This window comes from Streptomyces sp. RLA123 (assembly GCF_056270165.1).
In genome coordinates this window covers 1,732,736-1,758,118 of record NZ_JBWDOR010000003.1, presented here as the reverse complement: position 1 = coordinate 1,758,118, position 25,383 = coordinate 1,732,736, and the positions used below count along the sequence as shown (strand labels likewise).

17 protein-coding genes and 1 pseudogene are annotated in these 25,383 nt (G+C 69.3%); 11 read left to right on the top strand and 7 right to left on the bottom strand.

Features of this window, described 5'->3' with window-relative positions:
* Positions 1-173 precede the first annotated feature (173 nt).
* The 3 genes from RV983_RS07955 to RV983_RS07945 all read left to right on the top strand — a co-directional run bounded on the left by RV983_RS07955 (position 174) and on the right by RV983_RS07945 (position 9,326).
* Positions 174-8,129: a ricin-type beta-trefoil lectin domain protein gene (locus RV983_RS07955; RefSeq protein ID WP_475990249.1), complete on the top strand. Its 7,956-nt coding sequence runs from the start codon at positions 174-176 to the stop codon at positions 8,127-8,129.
* A gap of 26 nt (positions 8,130-8,155) precedes the next feature.
* Complete coding sequence (locus RV983_RS07950; protein ID WP_475985076.1) at positions 8,156-8,659, top strand: SUKH-4 family immunity protein; 504 nt, start codon at positions 8,156-8,158, stop codon at positions 8,657-8,659.
* A gap of 397 nt (positions 8,660-9,056) precedes the next feature.
* Positions 9,057-9,326, top strand: a complete 270-nt coding sequence (locus tag RV983_RS07945; RefSeq protein ID WP_475985075.1) for a hypothetical protein — start codon at positions 9,057-9,059, stop codon at positions 9,324-9,326.
* Between the two features lie 140 nt (positions 9,327-9,466).
* Here the strand turns inward: RV983_RS07945 and RV983_RS07940 are convergent, their stop codons facing one another.
* Together RV983_RS07940 and RV983_RS07935 are read right to left on the bottom strand one after the other, a co-directional pair.
* The gene (locus tag RV983_RS07940; RefSeq protein WP_475985074.1) at positions 9,467-10,327 is read right to left on the bottom strand and encodes an ABC transporter permease; all 861 of its coding nucleotides are present in this window, start codon (positions 10,325-10,327) and stop codon (positions 9,467-9,469) included.
* Positions 10,324-11,244, bottom strand: a complete 921-nt coding sequence (locus RV983_RS07935) for an ABC transporter ATP-binding protein (protein WP_475985073.1) — start codon at positions 11,242-11,244, stop codon at positions 10,324-10,326. The genes RV983_RS07940 and RV983_RS07935 overlap by 4 nt, the downstream gene beginning before the upstream one ends.
* A 133-nt stretch (positions 11,245-11,377) precedes the next feature.
* Here RV983_RS07935 and RV983_RS07930 point away from each other — a divergent pair, with 133 nt between their 5' ends.
* The 4 genes and pseudogenes from RV983_RS07930 (at position 11,378) to RV983_RS07915 (ending at position 14,410) form a co-directional block, all read left to right on the top strand.
* Positions 11,378-11,908, top strand: a complete 531-nt coding sequence (locus tag RV983_RS07930) for a hypothetical protein (RefSeq protein WP_475985072.1) — start codon at positions 11,378-11,380, stop codon at positions 11,906-11,908.
* A gap of 24 nt (positions 11,909-11,932) precedes the next feature.
* Positions 11,933-12,550, top strand: coding sequence for a sensor histidine kinase (locus RV983_RS07925; RefSeq protein ID WP_475990248.1), 618 nt, complete (start codon positions 11,933-11,935; stop codon positions 12,548-12,550).
* Positions 12,547-13,204, top strand: a pseudogene (locus tag RV983_RS07920) (response regulator transcription factor). Before RV983_RS07925 ends, RV983_RS07920 begins: the two are co-directional and overlap by 4 nt.
* 198 nt (positions 13,205-13,402) lie before the next feature.
* Complete coding sequence (locus RV983_RS07915) at positions 13,403-14,410, top strand: recombinase family protein (RefSeq protein WP_475985071.1); 1,008 nt, start codon at positions 13,403-13,405, stop codon at positions 14,408-14,410.
* Here the strand turns inward: RV983_RS07915 and RV983_RS07910 are convergent, their stop codons facing one another.
* The gene (locus RV983_RS07910) at positions 14,411-14,830 is read right to left on the bottom strand and encodes a PAS domain S-box protein (protein ID WP_475985070.1); all 420 of its coding nucleotides are present in this window, start codon (positions 14,828-14,830) and stop codon (positions 14,411-14,413) included. It abuts the gene before it with no gap.
* Positions 14,831-14,952: 122 nt separating this feature from the next.
* On the opposite strand from RV983_RS07910, the gene RV983_RS07905 reads away from it, so the two are divergent.
* Both RV983_RS07905 and RV983_RS07900 read left to right on the top strand, forming a co-directional pair.
* A complete protein-coding gene (locus tag RV983_RS07905; RefSeq protein WP_475990247.1) occupies positions 14,953-15,858 on the top strand; it encodes an EamA family transporter in 906 nt (301 codons plus the stop codon).
* A 752-nt stretch (positions 15,859-16,610) separates the two neighbouring features.
* A complete protein-coding gene (locus RV983_RS07900; protein WP_475985069.1) occupies positions 16,611-20,354 on the top strand; it encodes a S8 family peptidase in 3,744 nt (1,247 codons plus the stop codon).
* A gap of 268 nt (positions 20,355-20,622) precedes the next feature.
* On the opposite strand, the gene RV983_RS07895 is transcribed toward RV983_RS07900, so the two are convergent.
* On the bottom strand, positions 20,623-21,336 hold the full coding sequence (locus RV983_RS07895; protein ID WP_475985068.1) for an SDR family oxidoreductase: 714 nt from the start codon (positions 21,334-21,336) through the stop codon (positions 20,623-20,625).
* 332 nt (positions 21,337-21,668) lie between these two features.
* On the opposite strand from RV983_RS07895, the gene RV983_RS07890 reads away from it, so the two are divergent.
* Positions 21,669-21,884, top strand: a complete 216-nt coding sequence (locus RV983_RS07890; RefSeq protein ID WP_475985067.1) for a hypothetical protein — start codon at positions 21,669-21,671, stop codon at positions 21,882-21,884.
* Positions 21,885-22,107: 223 nt separating this feature from the next.
* Here RV983_RS07890 and RV983_RS07885 read toward each other — a convergent pair whose 3' ends face one another.
* The 3 genes from RV983_RS07885 to RV983_RS07875 form a co-directional block, all read right to left on the bottom strand.
* The gene (locus tag RV983_RS07885) at positions 22,108-22,533 is read right to left on the bottom strand and encodes a hypothetical protein (protein ID WP_475985066.1); all 426 of its coding nucleotides are present in this window, start codon (positions 22,531-22,533) and stop codon (positions 22,108-22,110) included.
* Positions 22,534-22,643: 110 nt separating this feature from the next.
* A complete protein-coding gene (locus RV983_RS07880; protein ID WP_475985065.1) occupies positions 22,644-23,390 on the bottom strand; it encodes a phosphotransferase family protein in 747 nt (248 codons plus the stop codon).
* 70 nt (positions 23,391-23,460) lie between these two features.
* Positions 23,461-23,955 (bottom strand): hypothetical protein, encoded by a 495-nt coding sequence (locus RV983_RS07875; protein ID WP_475985064.1) that lies wholly within the window; start codon positions 23,953-23,955, stop codon positions 23,461-23,463.
* 489 nt (positions 23,956-24,444) lie between these two features.
* Between RV983_RS07875 and RV983_RS07870 the strand changes: the two genes are divergently transcribed.
* A complete protein-coding gene (locus RV983_RS07870; RefSeq protein WP_475985063.1) occupies positions 24,445-25,380 on the top strand; it encodes a hypothetical protein in 936 nt (311 codons plus the stop codon).
* Positions 25,381-25,383 lie beyond the last annotated feature (3 nt).

Below are 25,383 nucleotides of genomic sequence, written 5' to 3'. Positions count from 1 at the left end.
TTTCCGCACCTCTTCCGTTGTTTGAATCGCCAGGGTGGGAGTCGACGCGAATGCGTGCTTCAGGTCCGCTGTCATGGCTGGGGCGGGGACGCCCAGCCATGACGGAGCCACAACGACGGCGCCGGCGGCGAAGCCGCACGGCGGTCGTCCTTCTGTTGTCCTCGACGCTGACCGTGACCAGCCTGGGCGGGCAGGCGCTGGCCATCCCCGGCGCCGGCATGAGCCGTGAGGAGTCGCTCGCCCAGGTCGACCTTCCTGACCTGCCGAAGGCCACCGAAGTCGAGGGCGACGAGGCCGCCGACAAGACCCTGACCCTCGCGCCGGAGAACCCGGTCGCCTCGTACACCCCCACCGCCACCGCGGCGTGGACCTCCGGCACCGGTCACGCCACGCTCGAGACGACCAGCGAACCCGGCACCACCGAGCCCGTCAGCGACGGCCTGCCGGTCGCCATCGGCGTCCCCGAGGGCGGTGACGCCGCCGCCCTCGCCGGCGACTGGACCGTGGGCGTGGCCCCGCAGACGACCTCGCAGGACGCGGGCGTCTCCGGCATCGTCATGAAGCTCACCCCGCCTGCCACGGTCGACCCGGACGCCGAAGTGGCGATCAGCATCGACACCACGGGCTTCGCCGACCTCTACGGACCGCAGGCCGCCGACCGCTTCGGTCTGATGCTGCTGCCCGAGTGCGTCTACTCCTCCCCGACCGAGGGCGACTGCGCCGACGGCGGCGGTACGAGCACGATGTCCCTCTCCGACGGGGACAGGAACGTCAAGAACGGCAAGAAGGACTTCCAGCGCCTGCGCAGCACGGTGAGGACCGTGGCCGCCAAGGACGCGCCGACCCGGACCAGGACGGCAGGGAACGCCCCCACCCGCAAGATCCTCAGCGGCACCATCCCGGTCGCGAGTCTGGTCGACGAGGGCTTCGTCCCCTCCGGCGCGACCAAGGCCTCCTACCGGGAAAGCGTCCAGCCCGCGGTCTCCGCGAACGGCGGCGCCGCCGTCGGCGGCCTCGACACCGGCTCGTCGGTGTCCGGTGACTTCACGGCCTCGCCGCTGCTGTCCTCCGGCGCCTGGTCGTCGGGCTCCTCCTCGGGCGCCTTCACCTACTCGTACGACATCCAGGTCCCGGAGACCGCCGGCGGCCTGATGCCGAAGGTCAACCTGGCGTACTCCTCGCAGTCCGTCGACGGCCGCACGTCCTCGACGAACAACCAGGCCTCCTGGATCGGCGACGGCTGGGACTACAACGCGGGTTCCATCACCCGGACGTACGCCAACTGCCGCCAGGACTCCAAGAAGGCCGGATCCAACAACGCCACCCACCGCACCGCGGACCTGTGCTGGGGCTCGGAGAACGCCACCCTCTCCCTCGGCGGCATGACGACCGAGCTGGTCTGGGACGCGGACCAGAGCAAGTGGTTCACGGCCAACGGCGACGGCTCCACGATCCAGCTGGTCAAGAACGAGGACACCGGCAACGGCGCCAAGGACGGTGAGTACTGGGTCGTCACCACCAAGGACGGCACGAAGTACCACTTCGGCAAGAACAAGCTCCCGGGCTGGTCCGACCACGGCTCCGCCGCCGACGACCCCACCACCGACTCGGTGCTCACGGTCCCGGTCTACGGCAACCACTCGGGTGAGGACTGCTACAAGGGCCCCACGACCACCGACTGGACGAACTCCTGGTGCACGCAGGGCTGGCGCTGGGGCCTCGACTACATCGAGGACGTCCACGGCAACGCCATGTCCATGTGGTGGAAGAAGGACGCCCCGAACTACTACGCCCGCAACTTCAACTTCAAGGACCCGGTCGCCTACGACCGCGACGGCTGGCTCGACCACATCTACTACGGCCAGCGCAGCAACAGCATCTTCACGGCGGAGGCCCCGGCCCGGGTCGGCTTCACCGTGGCGGAGCGCTGCTACACCGTCGGCGACGTCACCTGCTCCGAGGCCAACTTCACCTCCAAGGACCCGCGCGACTACCGCCCCTGGTTCGACACCCCGGCCGACCTGCGCTGCCAGGCCGGCAAGAAGTGCTGGAACGCCGGTCCTTCCTTCTGGACCCGCAAGCGCCTCGACAAGATCACGACCTCGGCCCAGCGGCGCACCGACACCGCCGCTCGCCAGGTCGTCGACGAGTACCAGCTGAAGCAGAGCTTCGCCAAGCTGCTGACCGGCCCGAACACCGCCCTGTGGCTGGAGTCTGTCCAGCGCACCGGCTACGCCCGCAAGGGCTCCACCGACGCGAGCGTGCAGCTCAACACGGTGCGGTTCGAGCCCAACACCGAGGACATGCCGAACCGCGTCAAGGCGGTCCACACCTCGCGTCCCGGCTTCTCCCGGCTGCGCATCGGCCGCGTCGTCAACGAGTACGGCGGCGAGACCATCGTCACGTACAAGCCGATCGAGGGCGACTGCCTCACCGGCAATCTCCCCCTGCTCGACCAGAAGCCCGGCGAGGACAGGGCCACGGCCATGGCCCGGCTGCAGGCGCAGCTCAAGGTCAACGACCGGCTCTGCTACCCGTCGTTCTGGAACCCCGACCCCGAGGTCGAGGACATCGACTGGTTCCACAAGTACGTCGTGGACACCGTCGAGGAACTGCCGAACATCGACGGCAACTTCACCACCAGGACGGAGTACCGCTACAAGAACCCGGCCTGGAAGCTCGCCGAGGCCGAGTTCACCAAGAAGTCCCAGCGCACCTACTCGCAGTTCGCGGGCGTCGAGCAGACCACCGTCCTGACGGGTCCGGTCGTCGAGAGCACCCCGGACACCGTCGGCCAGCGCTCCAAGTCCGTCACCCGCTTCTTCCGGGGCCTCGGCGACACCGTGTCCGTCAAGGACATCACCGGCGCCGAGCTCGCCAAGGACGAGGAGCCGTTCGCCGGCCGGATCGCCGAGGAGATCACGTACACCGACTCCACCAAGGCCGACTCCGAATGGCTGTCCCGCTCGGTCACCAAGCCCGAGGCCACCGAGCTGGCCCGGCGCGACCGTGACGACGGCCTGAGCCCGCTGCGGGCCTGGCGGGTCACGGAGCCCGAGGAGATCGCGTACACCAGGTCGTCCGGCACCAACACCGACGACCCGCGCACCCTGCGCACGGTCAGGACGAGCACGACGTACGACTCGACCTACGGTCTGCCGACTCTGGTGGAGTCCCTGGGCGACGCCGACGCTGCCAAGACCGGTGACGAGTCCTGCACCAAGCTGGAGTACCTGCACCGGACCGACAAGAACCTCATCGGTCTGTCGAAGCAGGTGCTGGTCTCGCCGACGACCTGCGCGAACGCCGACTGGGCCGACCTGTCGACCCTCAGCGGTGGCCAGCGCATCGCGTACGACGGCACGGACTACGGCACGGCGCCCGGTTCCTCGACCCGTGGCCTGGCCACCGAATCGTGGACGCTCAACGGCGCCGGCACCGGCTTCCAGACCACCGGCAGGACGGAGTTCGACTCCGTCGGACGCGTGGTCAAGCAGACCCCGGCCGACCAGCTGACCCAGCAGACCCCGAAGTCCGCCACGATCGCCTACGACTCCATTGGACCGGCCACGGGCCAGGTTTTCAAGGTCACCGCGACCAACGTGCTCGGGCACAGCCAGATCCAGGAGCTGGAGCCGGGCCGCTCGGTCACCGTCAAGACGACCGACGCCAACCTCCAGGTCAGCGAGGCCGTGTACGACCCGCTGGGCCGGCTCGCCGAGGCATGGGCCCCGGGCCGCACCCCCGGCATCGGCGTGGCGGACTTCCGCGCGGTCTACACGATCCCGGTGGAGGAGACCGACCCCGACGACCCGAACATCAAGATCCGCAAGCCTCCGTACGTCACCACATACGCGCGCGGCTACGAGGACCGGATCGAGACCTCCGTCACCCTCTATGACGGCCTCGGCCGTGAGCGGCAGACGCAGGAGGAAGCCGACAACGGCGCCGGCTGGCTGATCACCGACACGCTGTACAACAACTCCGGTGAGGTCTACCAGACCAACAACGCCTACCTGACCGACGAGGCGAAGCCGGGCGAGCTGTTCAGCCCACTCGCCGACACGGCCGTCCCCAACATCACGCGCTACACCTATGACGGCCTCGGCCGCGTGCTGAAGGAGACCCCGTACCTCAAGTGGATCGACCCGGACACCAAGGAGTCCTTCTCCAAGGCGTACGAGGACCGGGCCGTCCGCTACGAGTACGGCGAGGACTGGTCGAAGGTCATCCAGCCGGAGGGCGACTCGTCCTACCGTGTGTGGACCGACGCGACCGGCCGCACCGTCCGGACGGACACCTTCAACCCGGCGGCCCCGGGCGGGTTCACGTCGACGCGCTACGAGTTCGACGCGCACGGCCAGGTCGATAAGGCGATCGCCTCGGCGGACGACACGCACCCGTGGTCGTGGACGTACAACCACAACGGCCAGCTTGAGACGGCGACCGACCCCGACTCGGGCACGACCCGCACGACGTACGACGCCTTCGGCCGGCCTCAGACGGCCACGAACGCCCGCGGCATCAAGGTCTGGAACGGCTACGACGAGCTGTCGCGGCCGAAGGAGGCGCGCGAGAACGACTCCGGCGGCAAGCTGCTGTCCTCGTTCACGTACGACTCCGCCCCGGGCGGCAAGGGCATGCCCGCCACCGCCACCCGGTACACCGACGGCCTCGCCTACACGCAGGCGGTCAACGGCTACACGAAGGACTACCAGCCGACCTCGACCACGCTGTCCCTGCCGCAGTCCATCGCCGACACCTGGGGTCTGCAGAAGGACTACAAGTACGACTACACGTACAACGACAACGGCATGCTGGACGAGTCCACCGTTCCGAAGGTGGGCAATTTCGAGGCGGAGAAGCTGGTCGTCCGCTACAACAAGGACGGCAATCCGCTCTCGATCTCCGGCAAGGACTGGTACGGCTCCGAGACCGCCTACGACGCCTACGGTCAGGTGCTCCGCTCCACGCTCGGCGCCCAGCCGTACCGCGTCTGGACGCAGAACGCCTTCGACGAGGGCAGCGGCGAACTCACCGAGCAGTCGGTCTACCGCGAGAAGAGCGACGCCACCGCGGACAAGACCGTCGTCGGCGGCAACCTGGTGTCCAACCGGGCGTACACCTACGACCCGGCCGGCAACGTCACCTCGATCCAGGAGAAGTCCGACGGGATCGCGGAGCGCCAGTGCTTCGTCTACGACCCGATGGGCCAGCTGAAGTCGGCTTGGACCGCCAAGGACCAGACGGCCTGCGTCAACCCGAGGAACGCGGACGGCTCGCTCAACAAGAACGCGGACGGCACGCTCAGGGCCGCCACGGGCGCGGACAGCTCCGGCTACTGGCAGGAGTACGAGTACGACCTGCTCGGCAACCGCACCAAGCTGACCGAGAACGACCTCACCGGCGACACCACCAAGAACGCCGTCAGCACGTACGCGTACGGCAAGAACGCCGCCAAGGACCAGCCGCACACGCTGACCAAGGTGTCGAAGACCTACAAGACCCCCGCGGGTGCGCAGGTCACGGCTGAGGCCACGCGGCTGTACGAGCTGACCGGTGAGACCAAGTCCGTCACCTCGATCCAGAACGGCGACAAGCAGGAGCTGACCTGGACCTATGACGGCCAGGTCGACCGGATCACCGGCCAGGGAAGCGGCGGCAAGACCCCGTACGTGGGCCTGGGGCAGAAGTGCCTCGACCTCAAGGGCGGGGTTCCGTCCGCCAACCAGGTGATCCAGCTCTACTCGTGCAACTTGTCGGGCGCGCAGAACTTCAGGTTCACCCCCACGCCGGGGCAGACCGACTCCAACCGGGGCACGCTCTCGACGCACGACACCTGGTGCCTCCAGCCCACCGCGGCATCGGCCGGGTCGGCGCTCCAGGTCCGTAAGTGCGACGGTTCCGCGGCGCAGGAGCTGAAGCGCAACGCCGTCGGGCAGCTCATGCTGGCCGGCAATCCCGCCCTGTGCCTCGCGGTCCAGGGCGCCGTCAACGCCAACTCGACCCCTGTCGTGCTGGCGACCTGTGACGGTTCCTCCGCGGCGCAGATGTGGGAGCCGCAGAACGACACCCGTCACATCTACGGCCCCGACGGCTCCCGCCTGCTCACCATTCAGGGCAAGCAGGCCACGCTGCACCTGGGCGAGGCCGAGGTCACCGTCCAGAACGGCGGTGTCCTGGTCAAGACCGAGCGCACCTACGGCGTCCCCGGTGGCTCCGTCGTGCGCTACGCGTACGGCACCGGCGCGGACGTCCTGGTCGCCCAGACCACGGATCACCAGGGCAGCGCGTACACCGAGATCGGTCTCTACGGCTCCATGCCGGTGCGCGTCCGCAAGCAGGACCCGTTCGGCAACGAACGCGGCACCGCCAATGTGGGCCGGCAGAGCCACAAGGGCTTCCTGGGCCAGACCCGGGACGACCCCTCCGGCTACCAACCGCTCGGCGTCCGTCTCTACGACCCGGTGGTCGGACGCTTCCTGTCCGTCGACCCAGTGCTCGATCTGAACGACCCGCTGCAGTGCAACGGGTACGCCTATGCGCAGAACAACCCGGTCACGTACTCCGACCCGACCGGTGAGTCGATCGTCCTGACCGCTTCGGAGCAGGCCGCGGCCCTCGCCGGCGCGGGTCTGTCCGCGGCGCAGGTCGCGCAGGCGCAGTCGATGCAGGGCAAGTCCCTCACCGCCGTCATCCTGGCGGTCGCGTGGGAGACGCTGAAGGACTTCATCGGTATCAACGACGCCATCGCCTGCTTCGGCGGCGACATGTGGTCCTGCGTCAGCATCGCGATCGACGCCATCCCGTGGGCCAAGCTCGGCAAGATTCCGGCCGTGATCAAGGCGGTCAACCGCACCATCGACGCCATCAAGGCGTTCAAGGTCGCGAAACGGGCCGCCGAGGCGGTGCTCAAGGCGGCCAAGGCAGCCGAGTCAGCCGCGCTACGGGCCAAGAAGCTGGCCATCGAGAGGGCGAAGAAGGAAGCCGCGCAAAGGGCCAGGAAGAAGGCGGCCGAAGCCGCCAAGAGACGAGCCGACGCGGCGGCCTCCGCGAAGCGGAAGACGGGCAACCCCGCCCAGAAGCAGTCCCAGGCCAAGGCCGCACCCAAGTCCTCCTCGCACTCCGGCGGCGGCAAGGGCGGAGGCGGCAAGTCCGGCGGCGGCGGAGGCGGCGGCAAGTCCGGCGGTTCCTCCCGCAGCAACGGCGGCAGCAGCGGCGGCGGCGGCTCCGGCAAGGCCGGCGACGGCGGTTCCTGCTCGGTCAGCAACAGCTTCGTCCCCGGTACGAAGGTTCTGATGGCCGATGGCTCGACCAAGCCGATCGAGCAGGTCAAGCCCGGTGACAAGGTCAAGGTGACCGACCCTAGGACGGGTGAGACCCGGGTCGAGACGGTCAGCGCCGCGATCAAGGGTGAGGGCCTCAAACACCTGGTCAAGGTGACCGTCGACGTCGACGGCAAGTCGGGTTCGAGGACGGCCCAGGTCACTGCGACCGACGGGCACCCCTTCTGGGTCCCGGAACTCGGCAAGTGGGTCGACGCCACTGACCTGAAGTCGGGTCAGTGGCTGCAGACCGGCGCGGGCACGTACGTCCAGATCGCGGCGGTCAAGCGTTGGACCAGTCAGGGTGCCACGGTCCACAACCTGACGGTCTCCGACCTTCACACGTACTACGTCGTCGCGGGTGCCACGCCGGTCCTCGTTCACAACTGTGGTGCGACACAGGTCGAATACGGCGGCGACAACCTCAGCCAGGTCGCCATTCAGGCGCGTAGGGACAATGGCTGGACCACGGGTGGCAGGAACGTCGCCGTAGTCGCCTATGAGAACGCTGAAGGCGAACTGGACTACATCGTCACGCGCAGCTCCGGTCGCCATTCGGAACGCCTCGCCGTTGAGGCGTGGGCCGCACTGGGACTGGATGACAGCAGCCTGAAGGGCATCTACACGGAGTTGGCGCCCTGCGGTGCCGACTACCAGAATTGCAGTGCATGGCTCGGAAGCAACGCGCCCGGCGGAGTGGACGTGACGTACAGCTACACGTACGGCCCTGACCGGGATGGCAGAAGAGATGGCATGAACGCCTTGAAGCGCGGTCTCACCAAGATCCGCCGAGGGCTGCTGTAGGGTTTCTCAGATGTTGGAGGTTTTCTGTGACTGAAGTGCGATGGAGGCCCTTCGAGAGGGAGCGTCTGGAGTCTCTCGGACTGAGAGACGAAGATGTGGAACTCCTTTCCGGACGAGGGCTGCCAGAAGACTCGAACCGCATGTTCGTCCGCAATTCCGGCCGCGAGCTGGAACTGCGAGAGTTCTCGGAGACGGGCCCCGCGGTCTTCCTGGGAGACTTTGAGGACGGGGTCAACAGCTACTGGCTCGCCATCGATTCAGGATCTGTCTTGATGGCGAAGGGCTATGCGATCGAGGACGCCTCCATCGTGCAGGTCAACTCGTCGCTGCGATCTCTTCAGGGCATCCTCAAGGTCTGGGAGGAGTTCGTCTTCTCCGGTATGGAAGAAGAAGACGACGCTTACGATTCCTTCGTGGAGCGCACTCTGGCTGATGCTGAGACTGCCGATCCAGAGATCTTCGAGGATGAGGAATCCTGGTGGGCTCGGGTATTCGAGGAAGTCGAACTCGGATCCCTTGCTCCGGAGTGACGGGTATTCCGAAGAGCGGTGCCTCATTCGAGGTGACGCTGATCTGATAGGCGTTATCGCGTGAGGTCAGAGGGAGCCCCCGCCCGGCACTTTGCCGGGTGGGGGCTCCCTCGTGTCCGGTCCGCGCCTGTCCATGAGGCTCACCGCTTCCCCGCGCCGCCACCTCCAGCCGCAGCGCCTCCTCCGTCACCGCCTTGGCGATCGGCGCCGCTCCGCGCCCGCTGATGTTTTCCCTTCCAGTGAACCCGCACTGACTCCGCGGTCTGCCAGCCGATCCACGAACTGCACCGTCAGCACGAGAGCCGGCCGCTCCGGGGACCACGGGCCTGCACGAGCATGGAACGGGTCCGCGAGCCCGCGCTACCCCACCGTCTTCGCCGGACCTCAACATCGGTGCGTGAAACCCCAACTGGGGGTGAAGGCCGACATCACGGACACCCCGATTGGCCAACGGCATCCGATCTTCCTTACGAGGGCTGCGCGTTGGTGGCGAAAGTGGCAGAAGCGGCTCACCGACGCCGACCGGCGGGCCCTGTCCCCGCTGTTCTGGACCCACGTGAACCCCTACGGCCGGTTCGAGCTGGACATGAACTCACACCTCGCCCTCGCCGCCGCGGCGTCCATGGTGCCCGGCCCCCGTACGGCGTCCGACTCGCAGACCCCTTAACCGGCACCGCGTGGCACGACCAGGCCGGAAGCCTGAGCGCGGGGCGGAGCCGTCACACTCCCGCCTGGCACCCTCGGGTACGGACAAAGAGCCTGCTGTAACGGCCCGGTGTACATCTTTGGCAGCCAGGCCCTGCGGGCTCACAGATCGTGCCGGCGGACGGCGACCATAGCGACGACTGCTGCGGCGAGGGGCCAGGCCGCGTACACGATCCACGACCCGCTGATGGTCGCCGGGTAGGGGGCCGATCCGAAGGGGTCGCCCATCTGAACCAGTCGTTCCCACGCACTGCGGGGCAGCGCGTGAAGGATGGCGGACGACCAGCGGTGGCGGTCGTTGAGGAGGAACGGCAGCAGCAGAAGAATGCCGGTGAACGTCACGAGGGTGGTTGCGGTGTGCCGGATGAGGGCGCCGAGGCCCATCCCGACGAGCGCGCACACCGGAGCGAGCAGAGCGGACGCCGCGACGGCGCGGAGCGCGCCTGGGTAGCCGAGGGACAGGCCGATGCCCCGACCGGACAGGATGGCCTGTGTCACGCCGAACGAGGTTGCCGCGACGACGGTGCCGTAGGCGAGCATGACTGCCGTCACGACGGCCATCTTGGCCGCTACGACCGATCGGCGGGCCGGTACTGCCGCGAAAGTCGTGCGGATCTGTCCGGTGCTGTACTCGCCGACGACCGTGAGGGCGCCGATGCTGCCGGTGGCGAGTATCAGGACCATGCAGGCGCCGATGGTGAAGGCGTCCCGCATGGCCCAGATCGGAACGAAGAGGGCCCGGATCCCTTCGTTGTAGGTCGGCCAGTTGTTGTAGTCCGCGACGGCCGCGCTGATGTTGATGGCGATGATGACCAGCGCGCTGGCCCCGAACGCCCAGGAAATAGACCGCAGCGACCAGAGTTTGATCCACTCGGCGGCGAGGAGGTCCCGGAAGCGGGCGCCGGGCTCGGCGGCGCGCACGGCGGTCGAGACCCCCGTCTGCTGTGTGGTGGTCGAGGTCATCGGGATTCTCCTGCGAGGTATTCGACGCTGTCGGCGGTGAGTTCCATGAACGCCTCCTCCAGTGAGGAGGTGCGGGTGGCCAGCTCAAGGAGCACGATGCGGTGGTGGGAGGCGATTTCCCCGATGCGGGCCGCGCTCAGGCCGGTCACGGTGAGCCACTCCTCTGCGCCCGAGCCATCCGGCTGTACCGAAGCGCCCTCGGCTTCGAGCACAGCTGCCAGCGTGGTGCTGTCGGGTGTCCGCACGGTCACGCTCTGGCGGGTGCCGCGGGCCGCGAACTCCGCCACGCTCTCGTCGGCGATCAGCTCGCCCCGGCCGATGACGATCAGGTGCTCGGCGGTGTTCTGCATCTCGCTCATCAGGTGGCTGGAGACGAACACGGTGCGCCCCTCGGCGGCCAGGCGCCTGAACAGGCCGCGTACCCACCGCACGCCCTCCGGGTCCAGGCCGTTGACCGGCTCGTCGAACAGCAGCACCGGAGGGTCGGCGAGCAGAGCCGTGGCGATGCCGAGCCGCTGCTTCATGCCCAGGGAGAACCCGCCGATGCGACGCCGGGCCGCAGGAGCCAGTCCTACCTCCTCAAGGACCTCGTCCACCCGGTGCCGCGGGATACCGTTGCTACGGGCCAGGGCGGACAGATAGGCCACTGCGCTGCGACCGCCATGGACGTCATGGGCGTCGAGCAGGGCACCGACGTGACGCAGGCCGCGCGGGTGGTCCCGGAACAGGTGACCGTCGATAGTGGCGGTGCCGCTGGTGGGTTCGGTCAAGCCGAGGAGCATGCGCAGCGTGGTGCTCTTGCCGGCACCGTTGGGACCGAGGAACCCGGTGACGTGCCCGGGGCGCACGGTGAAGGTCAGGCCGTTGACGGCATTGGCCTTGCCGTATCGCTTGGTCAGTTCGTTGACTTCGATCACCCGGCCAACGGTGCCGGGGAGGGTGGCCGTCCGGCATCGGCCCGTCGGCTGCACTGGCGGCAAAGCTTGTATCCCGTGGGCGTACGCCCACGGGCCAATGTTCCGCCGCATGTCAGGCGATTACGATCGCCCCATGTCCGCCAAGCCGCGTCCCCTGCTGTCCTGGCACCTGCGGCCGGCCGTGCGGGCGGCTCTGGCCTGGTGCGGGGCGATCGCCTACCCGTTCGCACTGTTCTTCGCTGCACGCGGCACAGCTTTCGACTCCCCCGGCTTGCCCTTCGTCTCGGCAGCCGCGGTCACGGTCCTGCCTCTCAGGCTGCTGCGCCGTCGTCCACTGCCGGCCCTGGCACTGATGCTTCTGGGTACGTACGTCACGGCGACGACGACCCCGTTCTGGCAGGTCGTGTATCTGCTGGTTCTGGCGAACGACCTCGCCGCCGGATACATCGTGGCCACCCGGCCTCGCCGCATCGCGGTCACCGCTGCTGTCACGACGCTCGGCGTACAGGTCGCCTTCGCCGCACGCCTTGGGACCGGGACGGACAGCTTCGCCCGCACGGTCGTGGTCCTCGTCCTGGCGCTTGGCGCCGCCTGGATGACCGGCCATTCGGTTCGCGAACGCCGCGAGCACGCCGCGGCACTGCGCTCGCAGACCGCCGCCTAGGCCGTTGCTGCCGAACGGCTCCGGATCGCCCGTGAGCTGCACGACATGATCGCGCACAGCATCGGCGTCATCGCCATCCAGGCAGGCGTGGGCCGCCGGGTCATCGACACACAGCCGGACGAGGCCCGCAACGCGCTGGCCACCATCGAAGACACCAGCAGGGAAACCCTCGCCGGGCTGCGGCGCACCCTGGGCGCATTGCGCCGCACCGAACCGGGCCCTGGGGCGGAGGCCGCGCCGCGCGAGCCTGCCCCGGGGCTGGCCGACCTGGACCGGCTGACCGCGTCTGCGAAGGACGCGCGCGTTCATGTCGACGTGCAATGGCTCGGAGAACGACGGCCCCTGCCCCCCGATATCGACCTGGCCGCCTTCCGGATCGTCCAGGAAGCCCTCACCAACGTCGTGCGCCACGCGGACACCCCCGACTGCTGCGTCACCATCGGCTACCAAGACGGCGAACTGATCATCGAGGTCGCCGACGACGGCCGCGGGGGCCTCACCTCCGGCATCGGATATGGCATCACCGGAATGCGGGAACGCGTCAACCTGCTACGCGGCCAGTTCACCGCCGGGCCGCGACCCGAGGGCGGCTTTCGCGTGGCAGCCCGGCTTCCCCTCTCCGAAGGAGTGCACATCTCATGACGCTCCGCGTCGTGCTCGCCGACGACCAGCCATTGGTCCGCAGTGGTCTGCGCGTCCTGATGGCCGACGCCCCAAACATCGAGGTCGTGGGAGAGGCCGGAACCGGCGCCGAAGCAGTCCAGTTGGTCCGGGACACCAAGCCCGATGTGGCGGTGATGGACATCCGCATGCCAGGCATGGACGGCATCGAAGCCACCAAGCTGATCACGGCAGCCGCTGGAGCGACGCGCGTCCTTATCCTCACCACGTTCGACGACGACGAGTACATCTACGGCGCGCTCCGAGCGGGTGCGAGCGGATTCCTCGTCAAGGACATGGCACTGGACGACATCCTCGGGGCGATCCGCGTGGTCGCCGCCGGAGACGCTTTGATCGCCCCGAGCGTCACGCGCCGCCTGATCGCAGAGTTCGCCGCCCGCCCCCGAACCACCCCCACACCCACGACCGGTCGAAAACATCACCCAGCGGGAACGCGAGGTACTGACCCTCGTCGGACGCGGCATGTCCAACAGTGAGATCGCCGCCCACCTCTACATCAGCGTGGCCACCGCAAAGGCACACGTAGCGCGGCTACTCACCAAACTCGAAGCCCGCGACCGAGTCCAACTTGTCATCACCGCCTACGAGATCGGCCTGGTAAGGCCACCTCGGTGAACACCAACACCTAAATTGCAGAAGCTCGCCGGCTGAAGCGACGTGGCCCGAACTCTCATAAACGGTCCTTTGCGCGAGCAAGATCAGAAACGGGCCGCCAGACCTCCGCCGAACCCGGATTCGTTCGCAGAACCCGTTCTCACTCAAAAGCGGGACGGACCCCCTTCTGAGACTTGCATAGTGCAAAAATCCGGGCTCATGACGGACCCTCAGCAGCCTCCCCCGACCGGCCGGTCGGACGCGGACGACGTCGAACAGCACGCCTGTCCGAAGTGTGACGCTCAGCCCGGCTCGCCGTGCCGCTCACGCGGCGGCGCCGTCACCTCCGCCTACCACACCCGCCGCTTCACGAAGGTGCCCCGGCTGAAGAAGGCGCTGCGGGTGCCGACCCCGGCCGACCGCGGACCGGGACGGCCGTGGCGGCCGGGCACCCCACCGCCGGCGCCGATCGACCCGGACCTGCCGAGCGCGGACATCCGCATCGGCTACGCGCGGTGCTCGACCCTCGGGCAGGAACTCGACTCCCAGCTCGACGCACTCAGCAAGCACGGCATCCCGAGGGACAAGATCTTCAGCGAGAAGATCAGCACCCGGGTGCGGGTCCGCCCGAAGTTCGAGGAGGCGCTGAGGACGGCGCGGGAGGTCAAGGCGCACGCCCCGCACTGCCAGGTCATCTTCACCGTGTACGAGATGAAGCGGCTCGGCCGCGACGCCGCCGAACTCACCGCGCTTGCCGACCACCTCACCGCCCACGGCTTGGTCCTGGAGATGCTCGCCGGGCCCCTGCCCGGCATCTACGACCCCACCGGCCCGGGGAAGCTGCTGTTCGCATTCTTCGCGGCGATGGCGGAGACCGAGCGGGAGAACATCCGCGAGTCGACCCTGGAAGGGCTCGACACCGCGGCTCGCAAGGACAAGCACGGCGGCCGGCCCCCGGTCATCACCGACGACATGCTCCACACCGTGCTCCGGCGCCGCGCGGGCGGCGAGTCCGTCGAGCAGATCCAGCCCGACCTGATCATCCCCACCGGCAAACGCAAGGGCCAGAACCCCTCGGTGGCGAGCATCAATCGGGCGCTGGCCGAGCACGCCAAGCGCGAGGCGTACCCCGAAGCCGTCGAACAGGCCCACGCCGACTTCACCGCCCTCCAGGTCGGCGAAGTCCCCGGACCTCGCCCCGCTACCCCTGACCGAGCATCCCTCTGATTACAGAGAGCTACTTGTCACTTCGCCGTAGCTTCGGGAGGACAGGGCCGTGACGTCCCGGATGACGGCCCCGACGTAACCCAGCCGTCCGTCGGCACCGTTCAGCAGCACCACGCTGAACTCGATCGACAGCTTTCGGCCGCCGGCGCCCACCGCGGGAACGGTCAGGAGGTCGTCGTCACCGTACTTGGTGGTGCCGCTGGCCATGGACTTCTGGAAACCGTCCCAGTGCCGCTGCTGATGCCGCTCGGGGATGATCACGTCCAGACTGCGACCGTCGACCTCTGCGGCCGGGAGCCCGAAGATGCGCTCCGCCCCGTGGTTCCAGTAGCGGATGAGTCCTTCGCGGTCGATGATCACTATGCCGTCAGGTGCCTGGGCTGCCATTCCCAGCACGACCTCGGGATCCAGGCCTTCCATGTCCCCTCCAGGCTCGAGCCGTTGAATATGTCGTATACAGCATACTGTCGCCCCTGGTCTCCCAGGCCGGGAAATCACGTGACGCGCAGCGTCCGAGCGCCGAGAATCCAGGCGTGGCCACCATGAACGCCGACGCGAGCAGCCGTGACCCGTCCTCCCCCCGAACCTCCCTGACCGTACTGACCGGACGTGCCTTCGGTGCGATCCCGCCCACGGCACTGGTGCTGCTCGGCATCGTCAGCGTCCAGTTGGGCTCGGCGCTGGCCAAGCACCTGTTCGGCGCGGTGGGCAGCTTCGGGACCGTCGCGCTGCGCCTGTTCTTCGCGGCGGTGGTGCTGATGCTCTTCTGGCGGCCGTCACTGCGCATGGACCGCCGCACGTGGACGGTGGTGCTCGCGTACGGCGTGACCCTCGGCTCGATGAACCTGTGCTTCTACCTGTCGCTGGCCAGAATCCCGCTGGGGATCGCGGTGACCGTCGAGTTCCTCGGGCCGCTGGCGGTGGCCCTGGCCGGGTCGAGACGATGGCTGGACGCGCTCTGGGCCGCACTCGCGGCCGGCGGGATGGTCCTGCTGACGGGGGGAAGCGGGGAACTCGACTCCGTGGGACTGCTGTTCGCCCTCGCCGCGGGAACGTGCTGGGGCCTGTACATCCTGGTCGGCGCGGCGCTGGGCCGCCACACCACGGAAGGCAACGGCCTGGCGCTGGGCATGGCCGTCGCGGCCCTGGTGGCCGTGCCGTTCGGCGTGGCCGACAGCGGAACGGCGCTCATCGAGCCGTGGGTGCTGCTCGCGGGGCTCGGTGTGGCACTGCTGTCCTCGGTGATCCCGTACACGCTGGACCTGGAGGCACTGCGCAGGATCCCGCCGCGCGTCTTCGGCATCCTGATGAGCCTCGAACCGGCGATGGCGGCCCTCATCGGCCTCGTCGTGCTCCAGGAGTCCCTGCGCTGGACGCAGTGGATCGCGGTGCTGTGCGTGGTGGTCGCATCGGCGGGCGCCACGCGCGGGACCGCCTCGGACGCGTAGGACGTGACGCGCCTGCCGTGCGAAAGTCCGCGCTCCCGGGTCATCGGTCAGCAGCGTTCGAGTGCGGCACGGACCCTCCGGTGCTCCCGGTCGGGCATCTGATCGTGCCGTCGCCAGCGCCAGGCGCAGAACAGGGCCCAGTTCAGGGCGCGGCACCGGTCGATCAGGGAGCGGTCGGCCCCGGGGTAGTGCCGCCCCACCTCCTCGGGCGCATGGGCGAGGTCGAACTCGACCGGCCCGCGGCAGCACGTGGCGAGGTCGAGCCGACCTGCTCGGAACCGACCCGGCTGGGTCCGACTTTCTCGCGGTGGACGGCAAGAGCGCCCGTGGGTCCCGCCACGGTGATGCCCCAGCTGCGCATCTGCCGCCGGGATGACCGGTGGTGGGCCGGCCGTCAGGCGACCGGCTGGCTGGTTTTGATCACGGCGATGTAGTGCGCCTTCTTCGTCTCGGCCAGCCGACGTTCGTCTTGGTGCCGACCTCCACCTGGGTGAGGGTTGCGACGGTTCCGTGGGTGACCGCGGTGAGCAGAGGCCGGCGCGTCGCGTCAACGCAGACCCGGGAGGGGCAGGTTCACCGTCACTGATCAAGGTGGCGAAGGTCACTGCCCGAGGATTCCTGGCTGAAACATCTGGTGATGAGAATTCCCTAGTGCCTCAACCAGGCACGTGCAAGGCTATTTCGGGACAAAAAATCCCGAACTCGTCACGAATGCTAGGACCCTGTTGAAGAAGATTCCCAGACGCTGGAGCGTGTTCGCCGTCACAGGCGTGTCCGTTCTGGCGCTGTCCAGCCCGCTCACCGCACTGGCCGACACCCCGTCGGCCGCTCCGGGCCAGGCCGCCGCCCCGGGTCAGGCGGCCTCTGGTCAGGCCGCTCAGGACAACGTGCCGCCCGGCACGCACACGGTCACCCTCATCACCGGTGACGTCGTCACCACCCGGCAGTCCGCGCAGCCCGGACAGTCCGGCGGTACCGTCGTCGTCGCCGGACCCGGCGGCGGCCCGGCCCAGGCCCGGATCATGGAGGTCGGCGGGGACCTCTACGTCTACCCCGACGCCGCTCTCCCGTACGTCGCCCAGGGCATCCTGGACCGGCGGCTGTTCGATGTGAGCGACCTCGTCGCGGACGGCTACGACGACGCGCACCGCGACCGGCTGCCGCTGATCGTCTCCTACACCTCGGGCATCTCCGGCCGGCTCCGGAGCACGCCGCCCCCCGGCGCCACCCGGGTGCGGGCCCTGAGCAGCGTCCAGGGCGCCGCCCTCACGGAGGACCGGACGCGTTCGGCCGACTTCTGGGGCGCCGTCACCGGCACGGAACCCGGCACCGGCGCCTTCACATCGACCACCGCCGCGCCCCCCACCACCCCCGCCTTCGGCGCCGGCATCGCTCGTATCTGGCTCGACGGCACGGTGCACGCCGACCTCGCTGACACCACTGCCCAGATCGGCGCCCCCCAGGTTTGGTCCGGCGGCGACACGGGGCAGGGCGTCGACGTGGCCGTCCTCGACACGGGTGTGGACACCGGCCACCCGGACCTCGCCGACCGGATCGCCACCACCCAGAGCTTCGTCCCCGGCGAGGACGTGGAGGACCGCAACGGGCACGGTACGCACGTGGCGTCCACGATCGCCGGCACCGGCGCGGCCTCCGGCGGCGTGGAGAGAGGTGTCGCGTCCGGCGCCGAACTGCACATCGGCAAGGTGCTGTCCGACGAGGGTTCCGGTGAGGACTCCTGGGTGCTGGCCGGAATGGAGTGGGCGGCCGTCGACCAGCACGCCAAGATCATCAACATGAGCCTCGGCTCCGACATAGCGTCGGACGGTACGGACCCGCTGAGCGCGGCCGTCGACCGGCTCAGCGCACAGACCGGTGCCCTGTTCGTGGTCGCCGCCGGCAACACCGGCACCCCCGACAGCATCGGCGGTCCCGGAGCGGCGGACGCCGCGCTGACCGTGGGCGCCGTGGACAGCTCTGACAACGTTGCCTTGTTCTCCAACCAGGGCCCGCGCGTCGGTGACGGCGCGCTGAAGCCGGAGATCACCGCGCCCGGCGTCGACGTGCTCGCGGCCCGTTCCCAGTACGCCCCCGAGGGCGAGGGCAGTTACCAGACCCTCAGCGGCACCTCGATGGCCACCCCGCACGTCACCGGCGCGGCGGCGCTGCTGGCCGCCGAGCACCCGGAGCTGACCGGCAGCCAGCTGAAGGACCTGCTGGCCAGCAGTTCGCTGCGGACCCCGCAGTACGACGCGTTCCAGGCCGGCAGCGGCCGGGTGGACGTCGCCACGGCCGCACACGCAGGCATCTTCGCGTCGGCAACCGCGTACGCCGGACAGGTGAACGTCGGCGGTACGGCCGCCGTCCAGCGGCCGATAACGTACACCAACCTCACGGACAAGGCGGTCACCCTGGCGCTGTCCGTGGACGCCCCGAACGCGCCCTCCGGGCTCTTCCGGCTGTCCGCCCCGCAGGTCACCGTGCCCGCGCACGGCACCGCCGGGATCACCGTCACGATCGACGGCTCCGGGCTGACCGGCAACGGCCGCTACACCGGCCAGATCCTGGCCGCCGACCCGGCCGGGAACCTGGCAGCACACACCGCCGTATCGCTGGGCGACGCCGCGCACAAGCTGACACTGGTGCTCAAGGACAGCCAGGGCAAGCCCATGTCGGGCGTCGTCGAGGTGCTGAGGTCCGGCGACTTCAACCCCGGTTTCTACCCCGTGGACGACACCGGCACCTCTCAGACGTACCTGCCCGACGACGTCTACTCGGTGCTGTCCTTCAAGGACGTGCAGGGTGTGCACGGCCCGCACTCGTTGGGCATGGCGCTGCTCGGCGACCCCGATGTCAGTCTGGACCGGGACACCACCGTCACCCTTGACGCGTCGAAGATCCGGCGGGTCGAGACGACGACTCCGCAGCCGACGGAGGCGACCTACCAGCGGCTGGAGTACAACCGGTCGATGGGTGGCGCCTCCTGGCGGGACTACATGGAGACCCAGACCAGCTACGACAGCCTCTGGGCGGAGCCGACGACGCACAAGGTCACCCACGGCGACTTCTACCTCGCCGCCCGGTGGCGCAAGGAGCAGCCCGCGCTCAGCGTGTCCACCAAGGCATCGGACTTCACCGACGTGCTGCGCCAGGACGCGGTCACCCCGCTGCCCAAGGGCCACTACAACCTGCGGGTCGTCTTCGCAGGTGAGGGCGGCAGCGCGGACTACGCCCATCTCGACGCACGCGGCAAGGCCGTGGTGGTACGGCGTAACAGCGACGTGAGCGACATCGACCAGGCCGCCGCGGCCGTCCAGGCGGGCGCGAAGCTGCTGCTGGTGGAGAACGACCAGCCCGGCCGACAGATCCGCGGCTACAGCCCCGACCCCTGGGGCCCGCCCGCCGCGATCGACGTCGCGCTGCTCAGCACGGACGAGGGCGAGAAGCTGATCGGGCAGGTGCGCGGCGACAAGACGAAGCTGTCGGTCGACTCGCAGCCGGTCAGCTCCTACGTCTACGACCTGATGCAGACCTGGCACAACCAGATCCCGTCCGACCTGACCGTCAAGGGCGGCCCGAAGAACCTGGCGCGTGTGGACGTCACCTTCGACAGCCCGGACAAGACGCTGGGCGGCGGCGAGTACCGCTTCGACTGGCCGTCGTACTCCGACTGGGGCATCGGCACCACCACGCGCGAGCCGGTGAACAGCAAGCGCGTCGACTGGGTCTCCACCGGCGGCGCCTACAGCTGGGGCCAGGAGGCGTTCACCGACGGGCTGCTCTACGAGATCGAGCCCAGGACTACCTACCGGCCGGGCAGCACCCAGTCCGTGGAGTTCTTCAAGCCGATCGAGCGGCCTTACCTCAACAACAACTACAAGCTGCCGACTCGCAGCGGCAGTCGGCTGAGCCTCGACGTGCCAGGCTACGGCGGTTCCGACCACGTCGGCATGTCGATGGACTACGAGCGCTCCCAGCAGACCCTCACCCTCTACCAGGGCGGCACGCAGCTGGGGGAGGGCACGGGAACCGTCGTCGGGGGCACCGCGCCCGCCGCCGGGCCGCTGCCTTACCGGCTGGTGGTCCAGAACAGCCGGGACGCGTCCTTCAGCCCGTACTCCTCCAGCACCAGCACGGAGTGGACCTTCACCTCGGAGGCCCCGGCGGACGAGAGTACCCAGGCAGTCCTCCCGCTGATCCAGCTGGACTACGAGGCCGACACCGACGACGCGGGCAAAGCGGCCAGGAACACCTCGCTCACCGTGTCCGCCGCGCAGCTGCCCGGCGCCTCGGCGGCGGGTCGGATCAGTCCGGTCAGCGTCGAGCTGTCCTACGACGACGGTAAGACCTGGCACCGCTCCGACTGCCGCGACGACGGGCGGTTCCGGGTGAACGCGCCGAAGAAGGCCGCGTTCGTGTCGCTCCGGGCGAGCGCGCGGGACTCGGCGGGCAACGCGGTCACCCAGACGGTGATCAGGGCGTTCGGCTTGCGCTGAGCCGGTTCGGGCGGCCCGGTCTCGCCGGGCCGCCCGTATCACCTCTGTCACCGCACCTGTTGTTCGTGATCATGCGATTGCGGTGACGTCGTTCCAGCCGCGGTGGCACGTGGCGGCCCGGTGTCGGTGCTGCAGTCGCCACCGGGCCTCCCGCCCTGTGGTGGCCGGACTGTCGGAGCTTGCGGATGACGCGAAAGCGCGAGGCTGACTGACAGGCCCCTGCCGGACGGTGCGGCAGGGGTTCGCCGTGCCGGACCGCGCTCGCGTGTCAGCGTGGAGCGGGCAGGCCCGGGTACAGCTGGGAGAGGTCGCCGCAGAGAGCGGCGCGCGTGTCGCGGGTGTTGTCGTCGGCCAGGACTTCGAGGGCGCGTCCCTGGACCCCGTCCAGGGCGAGCCGGGCGACAGTACCAGGGTCCACCTTGTCCGAAGGGGGAACGTAGTCCGCCATGTCCGTGTCCATGTAGCCCACGTGCAGGGCGGTGACGTCGATGCCGGAGGAGGCGAGTTCCTGCCGTACCACGTTGGTCATGGCCCACTCGGCGGCCTTGGACGCACAGTATGCGCCGTACTTCGGGTAGTGCTTCCAGCTCAGCAGCGACAGCACGTTGAGAACGGCGCCGCCGCCATTGGCGGTGATCACCGGAGCAAAGGCCCGGATCATGCCGAGTGAGCCGAAGAATGCTGTCTCCATTTCCCGTCGGATGGTCGCCATGTCACCGGTGACAAGCTCAGTGTGCGTACTGATCCCGGCGTTGTTGATGAGCAGTGTGACGTCCGGGGCCGCCTCGGCAGCCCGGGTCACGGCATCGGGGTCGCTGATGTCCACCTCGATGGGTACAACGCCAGGAAGATCGACCGAGGAGGACTTGCGCGAGCCCGCGTAGACCTTCGCCGCGCCGCGCTCCAGCAACTGCTGGGCGAAATGCCGCCCCAGCCCGCGGTTTGCCCCGGTCACGATGGCCACTGAGTCCTTGATGTCCATGGGGCCCTCGATTCGAAGGAGTATCCGTACCTCCAACGTAGGGCCGCGATTGGTGAGGCGCGATCCAGCGCTTGGCCCGACCTCGGCGAGCACCCGCGCCGGATCACGCCAGGCGATGTGCACAGCGCCCTCGCCGCGGTCGAGAGCGGCAAGGGGAGCGTCACGAGCCCGAGGCCGATGAATCCGGTCCACGTCGTGCGCGTACGGACAGCGTGCAACCCGGGGCGGTACGCCGCCCACCCGGTGCGCTGCCCCGGCCCGGTGGTCTCCTTGCAGCGGAGCGGGTGGTTGGAGGATCGGTGGCTTTCCGGCGTGCGGATACCCTTCGCCTCATGGTTGCCCCCTCAACGATCGTGCGCCGGCTTGCGATGCCCGTTCTTGTCGTCTGGCCGGCGCTGACCCTCGCAGGATGGGGACTGGCCCGCATTTTCGGAGGCCCCGAAAGCCTCGCCGACTGCGCTGCGACCGCGGGCATCCTCATGATCGGCGCCTGTCTTTCAGAACGGGCCCGGCAGTGGCGCGAACGCCGCCGCCGAACCGACCACTGACCCGCAAGGCGCGCTACCTGGCCGTTCCCGGCTCCCGCCGGCCTGCCCGAGCCGTACCATCAGGTGCGCGGCGTCACGGGGATCGGCGTAGTAGCGCCGCTCCCACGCGCGCGCCCGGTGGGCCCGGCGGACGACGTAGAGCTCCACCCGCTGCTCCCGCACGGGCGGGTACGACGCGACATACCCGGGCAGTGCCCGCGATCCACCACCCGGCCCGCCCGGGTCACGCGATGGCCGGGTCCGACTCCTCGCGCACCGTCCAGGACGGGCCCTCCGGAAGCGCCCGGCTCGCCGCGCCGACCCCGCGCAGCGGCAGTTGGACGATCGCCGCCGAGGCGAGGGCGCACAGCAGCCAGGTGAGGCACCAGGGCAGCCTGTCGGGTCCGAACCAGAGGGCGGGGGAGGCGATCACGACGGCGAGCAGGGCGCCGCCGAGGATGAATCCATGCACCGGCGCGGAGAACTTGGCGCTGCGCGGTACGCGGTGGACGGCGCGGTCGGCGCCGGGACCGGCGGCACCCTGGAGGTAGGGACGCGCCTCGTCCGGGTTCGTGAGACCCATGACCGTCTCGCCGCTGCCCGCGACCAGCGCGTACACCGTGCTGATCGGGAGCCAAGACAGCACATGCTCCTCCTGGATGTGCTTCATCACACCGGGCTGGTCTCCACCCGGCTGGTGCTGATCGTGCAAGAGCTGACGGACCGCGGGTCTCCAGCCCACGTGAGCCAGGAAACCCCCTGCTTCAGCTGGGGGAGGATTCACATCCGGGATCTCAGCACGTCGACCTCGCAGCCCGGCGCGAACGGGTCGAAGCCGTGCTCGACGAGCCAGCGAACCCCCAGCAGGCTTCGCAGCGACCACCAGGCGCGGATCACGTCGAGGTCGACGTCGGTGCCGTAGCCGGAGAGGACGTCACCGAGGCGCTCCTCGTGTCCGAGCGTCAAGGTGGCGAGGTCGAACAGGGCATCACCCCGGCCCGCCTCCGACCAGTCGATGATGCCGGTGACCTCGCCGCCGTCGACGAAGACGTGCTCGATCTGCAGGTCGCCGTGGGTGAACACCGGAGTCCACGGCCGGATCGCGGCCTCGGCGACCTGGCGGTTGCGGGCGACCAGGCCGGCGGGCAGGACGCCGTTCGTCACGAGCGACGCGCACTCCGCGTCGAGCTCCGCCGCCAACTCATCGGGACACCGGCGGCGCCGGCCGGGCCAGGGCGGCAACGGCGCCTCGTGCAGCCGCCGGACGGCAGCACCGGCCGCGGCCCACGCCGCCGGCGGCGCGGTCGACGGCTCACCGAGGCGGCCGATTACCCTCCCCGGGACGGCGGCGATCGCGAGCACAGGCGGCTTGCGCCACAGGACCTCGGGAGTCGGGACCGGCACCAAGGCCATCGCCTGGACCTCGATCTCGGTGCGCGCCTGGTCGGTGTCCACCTTCAGGAACACGTCGCCGACTCGCAGGGTCGCGCGCTCGGAGTGGGCGACGACGACTTCGACCTCATCCATGGGAGCCCAGTATCCCGGGGAGGACCGGCGATGTCGCCGGGCTTGTGGCGCTCTCCCCATGAAGGCTGCCTCACGCGCAGCCGCGGTCCGGTGGTGACCACAGCACCCTGACCCGGTCGGCGGCGACGTCGTACCCGAGCAGCGGTTCTGTGCCGCCGCCCTCGGGGAACAGCGGTACCGACGTGCCCAGCAGCCGTCCGATCGCGGTCAGGAACCCGCACAGGACGTCCAGGCGCTCCTGTCCCTGGAGTTCCCGGACGTCGACGTCGAAGTCGATCTCGTCGTCCCCGAGGAACCGGAAGATCGCACGGACCTCGGGATGCGGCCACACCGTCAGGCTGGGGTACTCGGCGTCGGCCGAACGGGACAGCACGGTCTTGGCCCGGGGCAACGGCAATACCGCGGCGTCCTCGGCGTACTCGAAGGCCCAGCCCCGTTCGCGGATCAGATCGAGCACGGCCTGCCAGTCCGCCGCCGACGTGTCCTCGATGAACACGTCGGGGAGGTAGCCCCCACCGGCCGGATCGAGCAGCCACGCGACGTCGTCCCACAGCAGATCGCCCATCTCACCATCCTCCCGGCCGTGTTCCGCCGTGCCGACTGGTTTTTTGCGAGGGCGGACCCGTAAAACGGAGGCCCCGGCGCACCCGTGGAAGGGGTCGTGCGCGGCCTCGGCCGGGGTGCGGCCGGCTTCTCGGCCATCCCGTGGCTCCCCGGACCAACTGTATGCGGGCAGGCGGTCACCCGCCCTTGCGCGCCCTCCGAAAAGCGCCTCTGACCTGCGGCTTCTCGTGAATCTCCTAGGCTTGGCAGCACTGTTGGAGACGGTCGCAGGGGGATTTCGTGACCGAGGACGCCAAGAGGTACAACGAAAGCGACATCACGGTGCTGGAGGCCTGGGAGGCCATTCGGGCGCGGCCCGGGATGTACATCGGCTCGACCGGTGAACGGGGCCTGCACCAGGCGGTGTTCGAGGCGGTGGGCCGGGCGGTGAACGAGGTGCTGGCCGCCCGGGCCACTACCGTCGACGTCACCCTCACCCCCGGACGGCGGGGTGAGCGTCGCCGACGACGGGCCGGGGGTCCTTGGCGAGCTCGAAGCCCTGCTGACCAGCGGCATGTACGCGGCGGGAAGGCCCGGCGGCGGCCGCGACCACGCGGACCTGGACAGGCTCGGGCTGGGGCCCTGCGTCACCAACGCCCTGTCGAGCCGGCTGACAGCCGAGGTCCGGCGCGACGGAACCCGCTGGGTCCAGGAGTTCGCGCGTGGCGTCCCGGTCACGCCGTCCACTGCCGTGGGAGCGGCAGGCGGCAGCGGGACCACCCTCACCTTCTGGCCCGACGCCGGCATCTTCGAGACCGTGGAGTGCTCGTTCGCGGTGCTGGAGGAGCGATTCAGGGAACTGGCCTTCCTGAACCGGCGCCTGGCCATCTCCCTGACCGACGCGCGCGTTCCGGGCGGACCCCGATCGGTGCGCTTCCGGTTCCCGGGCGGGGCGCGGGACTTCGTCGCCTTCCTCGACGCGACGGCGGGCGCGCCCGTCCACCCCGACGTCATCGCCTTCGAGTGGGAGGACAACCGGATGGAGGGACGGGCGGAGGTGGCCCTGCGGTGGTGTGCCTCTCGCGAAGTGCGGCTGCGCAGCTTCGCCAACAGCGCGCCCACGCACGCGGGTGGCACCCCCGTGACCGGCTTCCGCGAGGGGACGGCGGCCGCGCTCACCGCCTACGCCCGTGAGCGACGACTGCTGTCCGCGACGGACCCCGACCTCGGTGCCGAGCGTATCGGCGAAGGCCTCACGGCGGTCGTGTCGGTGAAGCTGGACCACCCTCAGCACGTCGGCCCCACGTTGGGCGCGCTGGGCAACGCCGCGGTGTCCGCCTGCGTCGCGGAGGGCGTCCGAAATCACCTCGGCAGCTGGCTGGAGGGCCACCCGGAGCAGGCGGCGGCCGTCGTCGGTCGGCTCCTCCAAGTCGCCTCCCGGAGCTGAGCC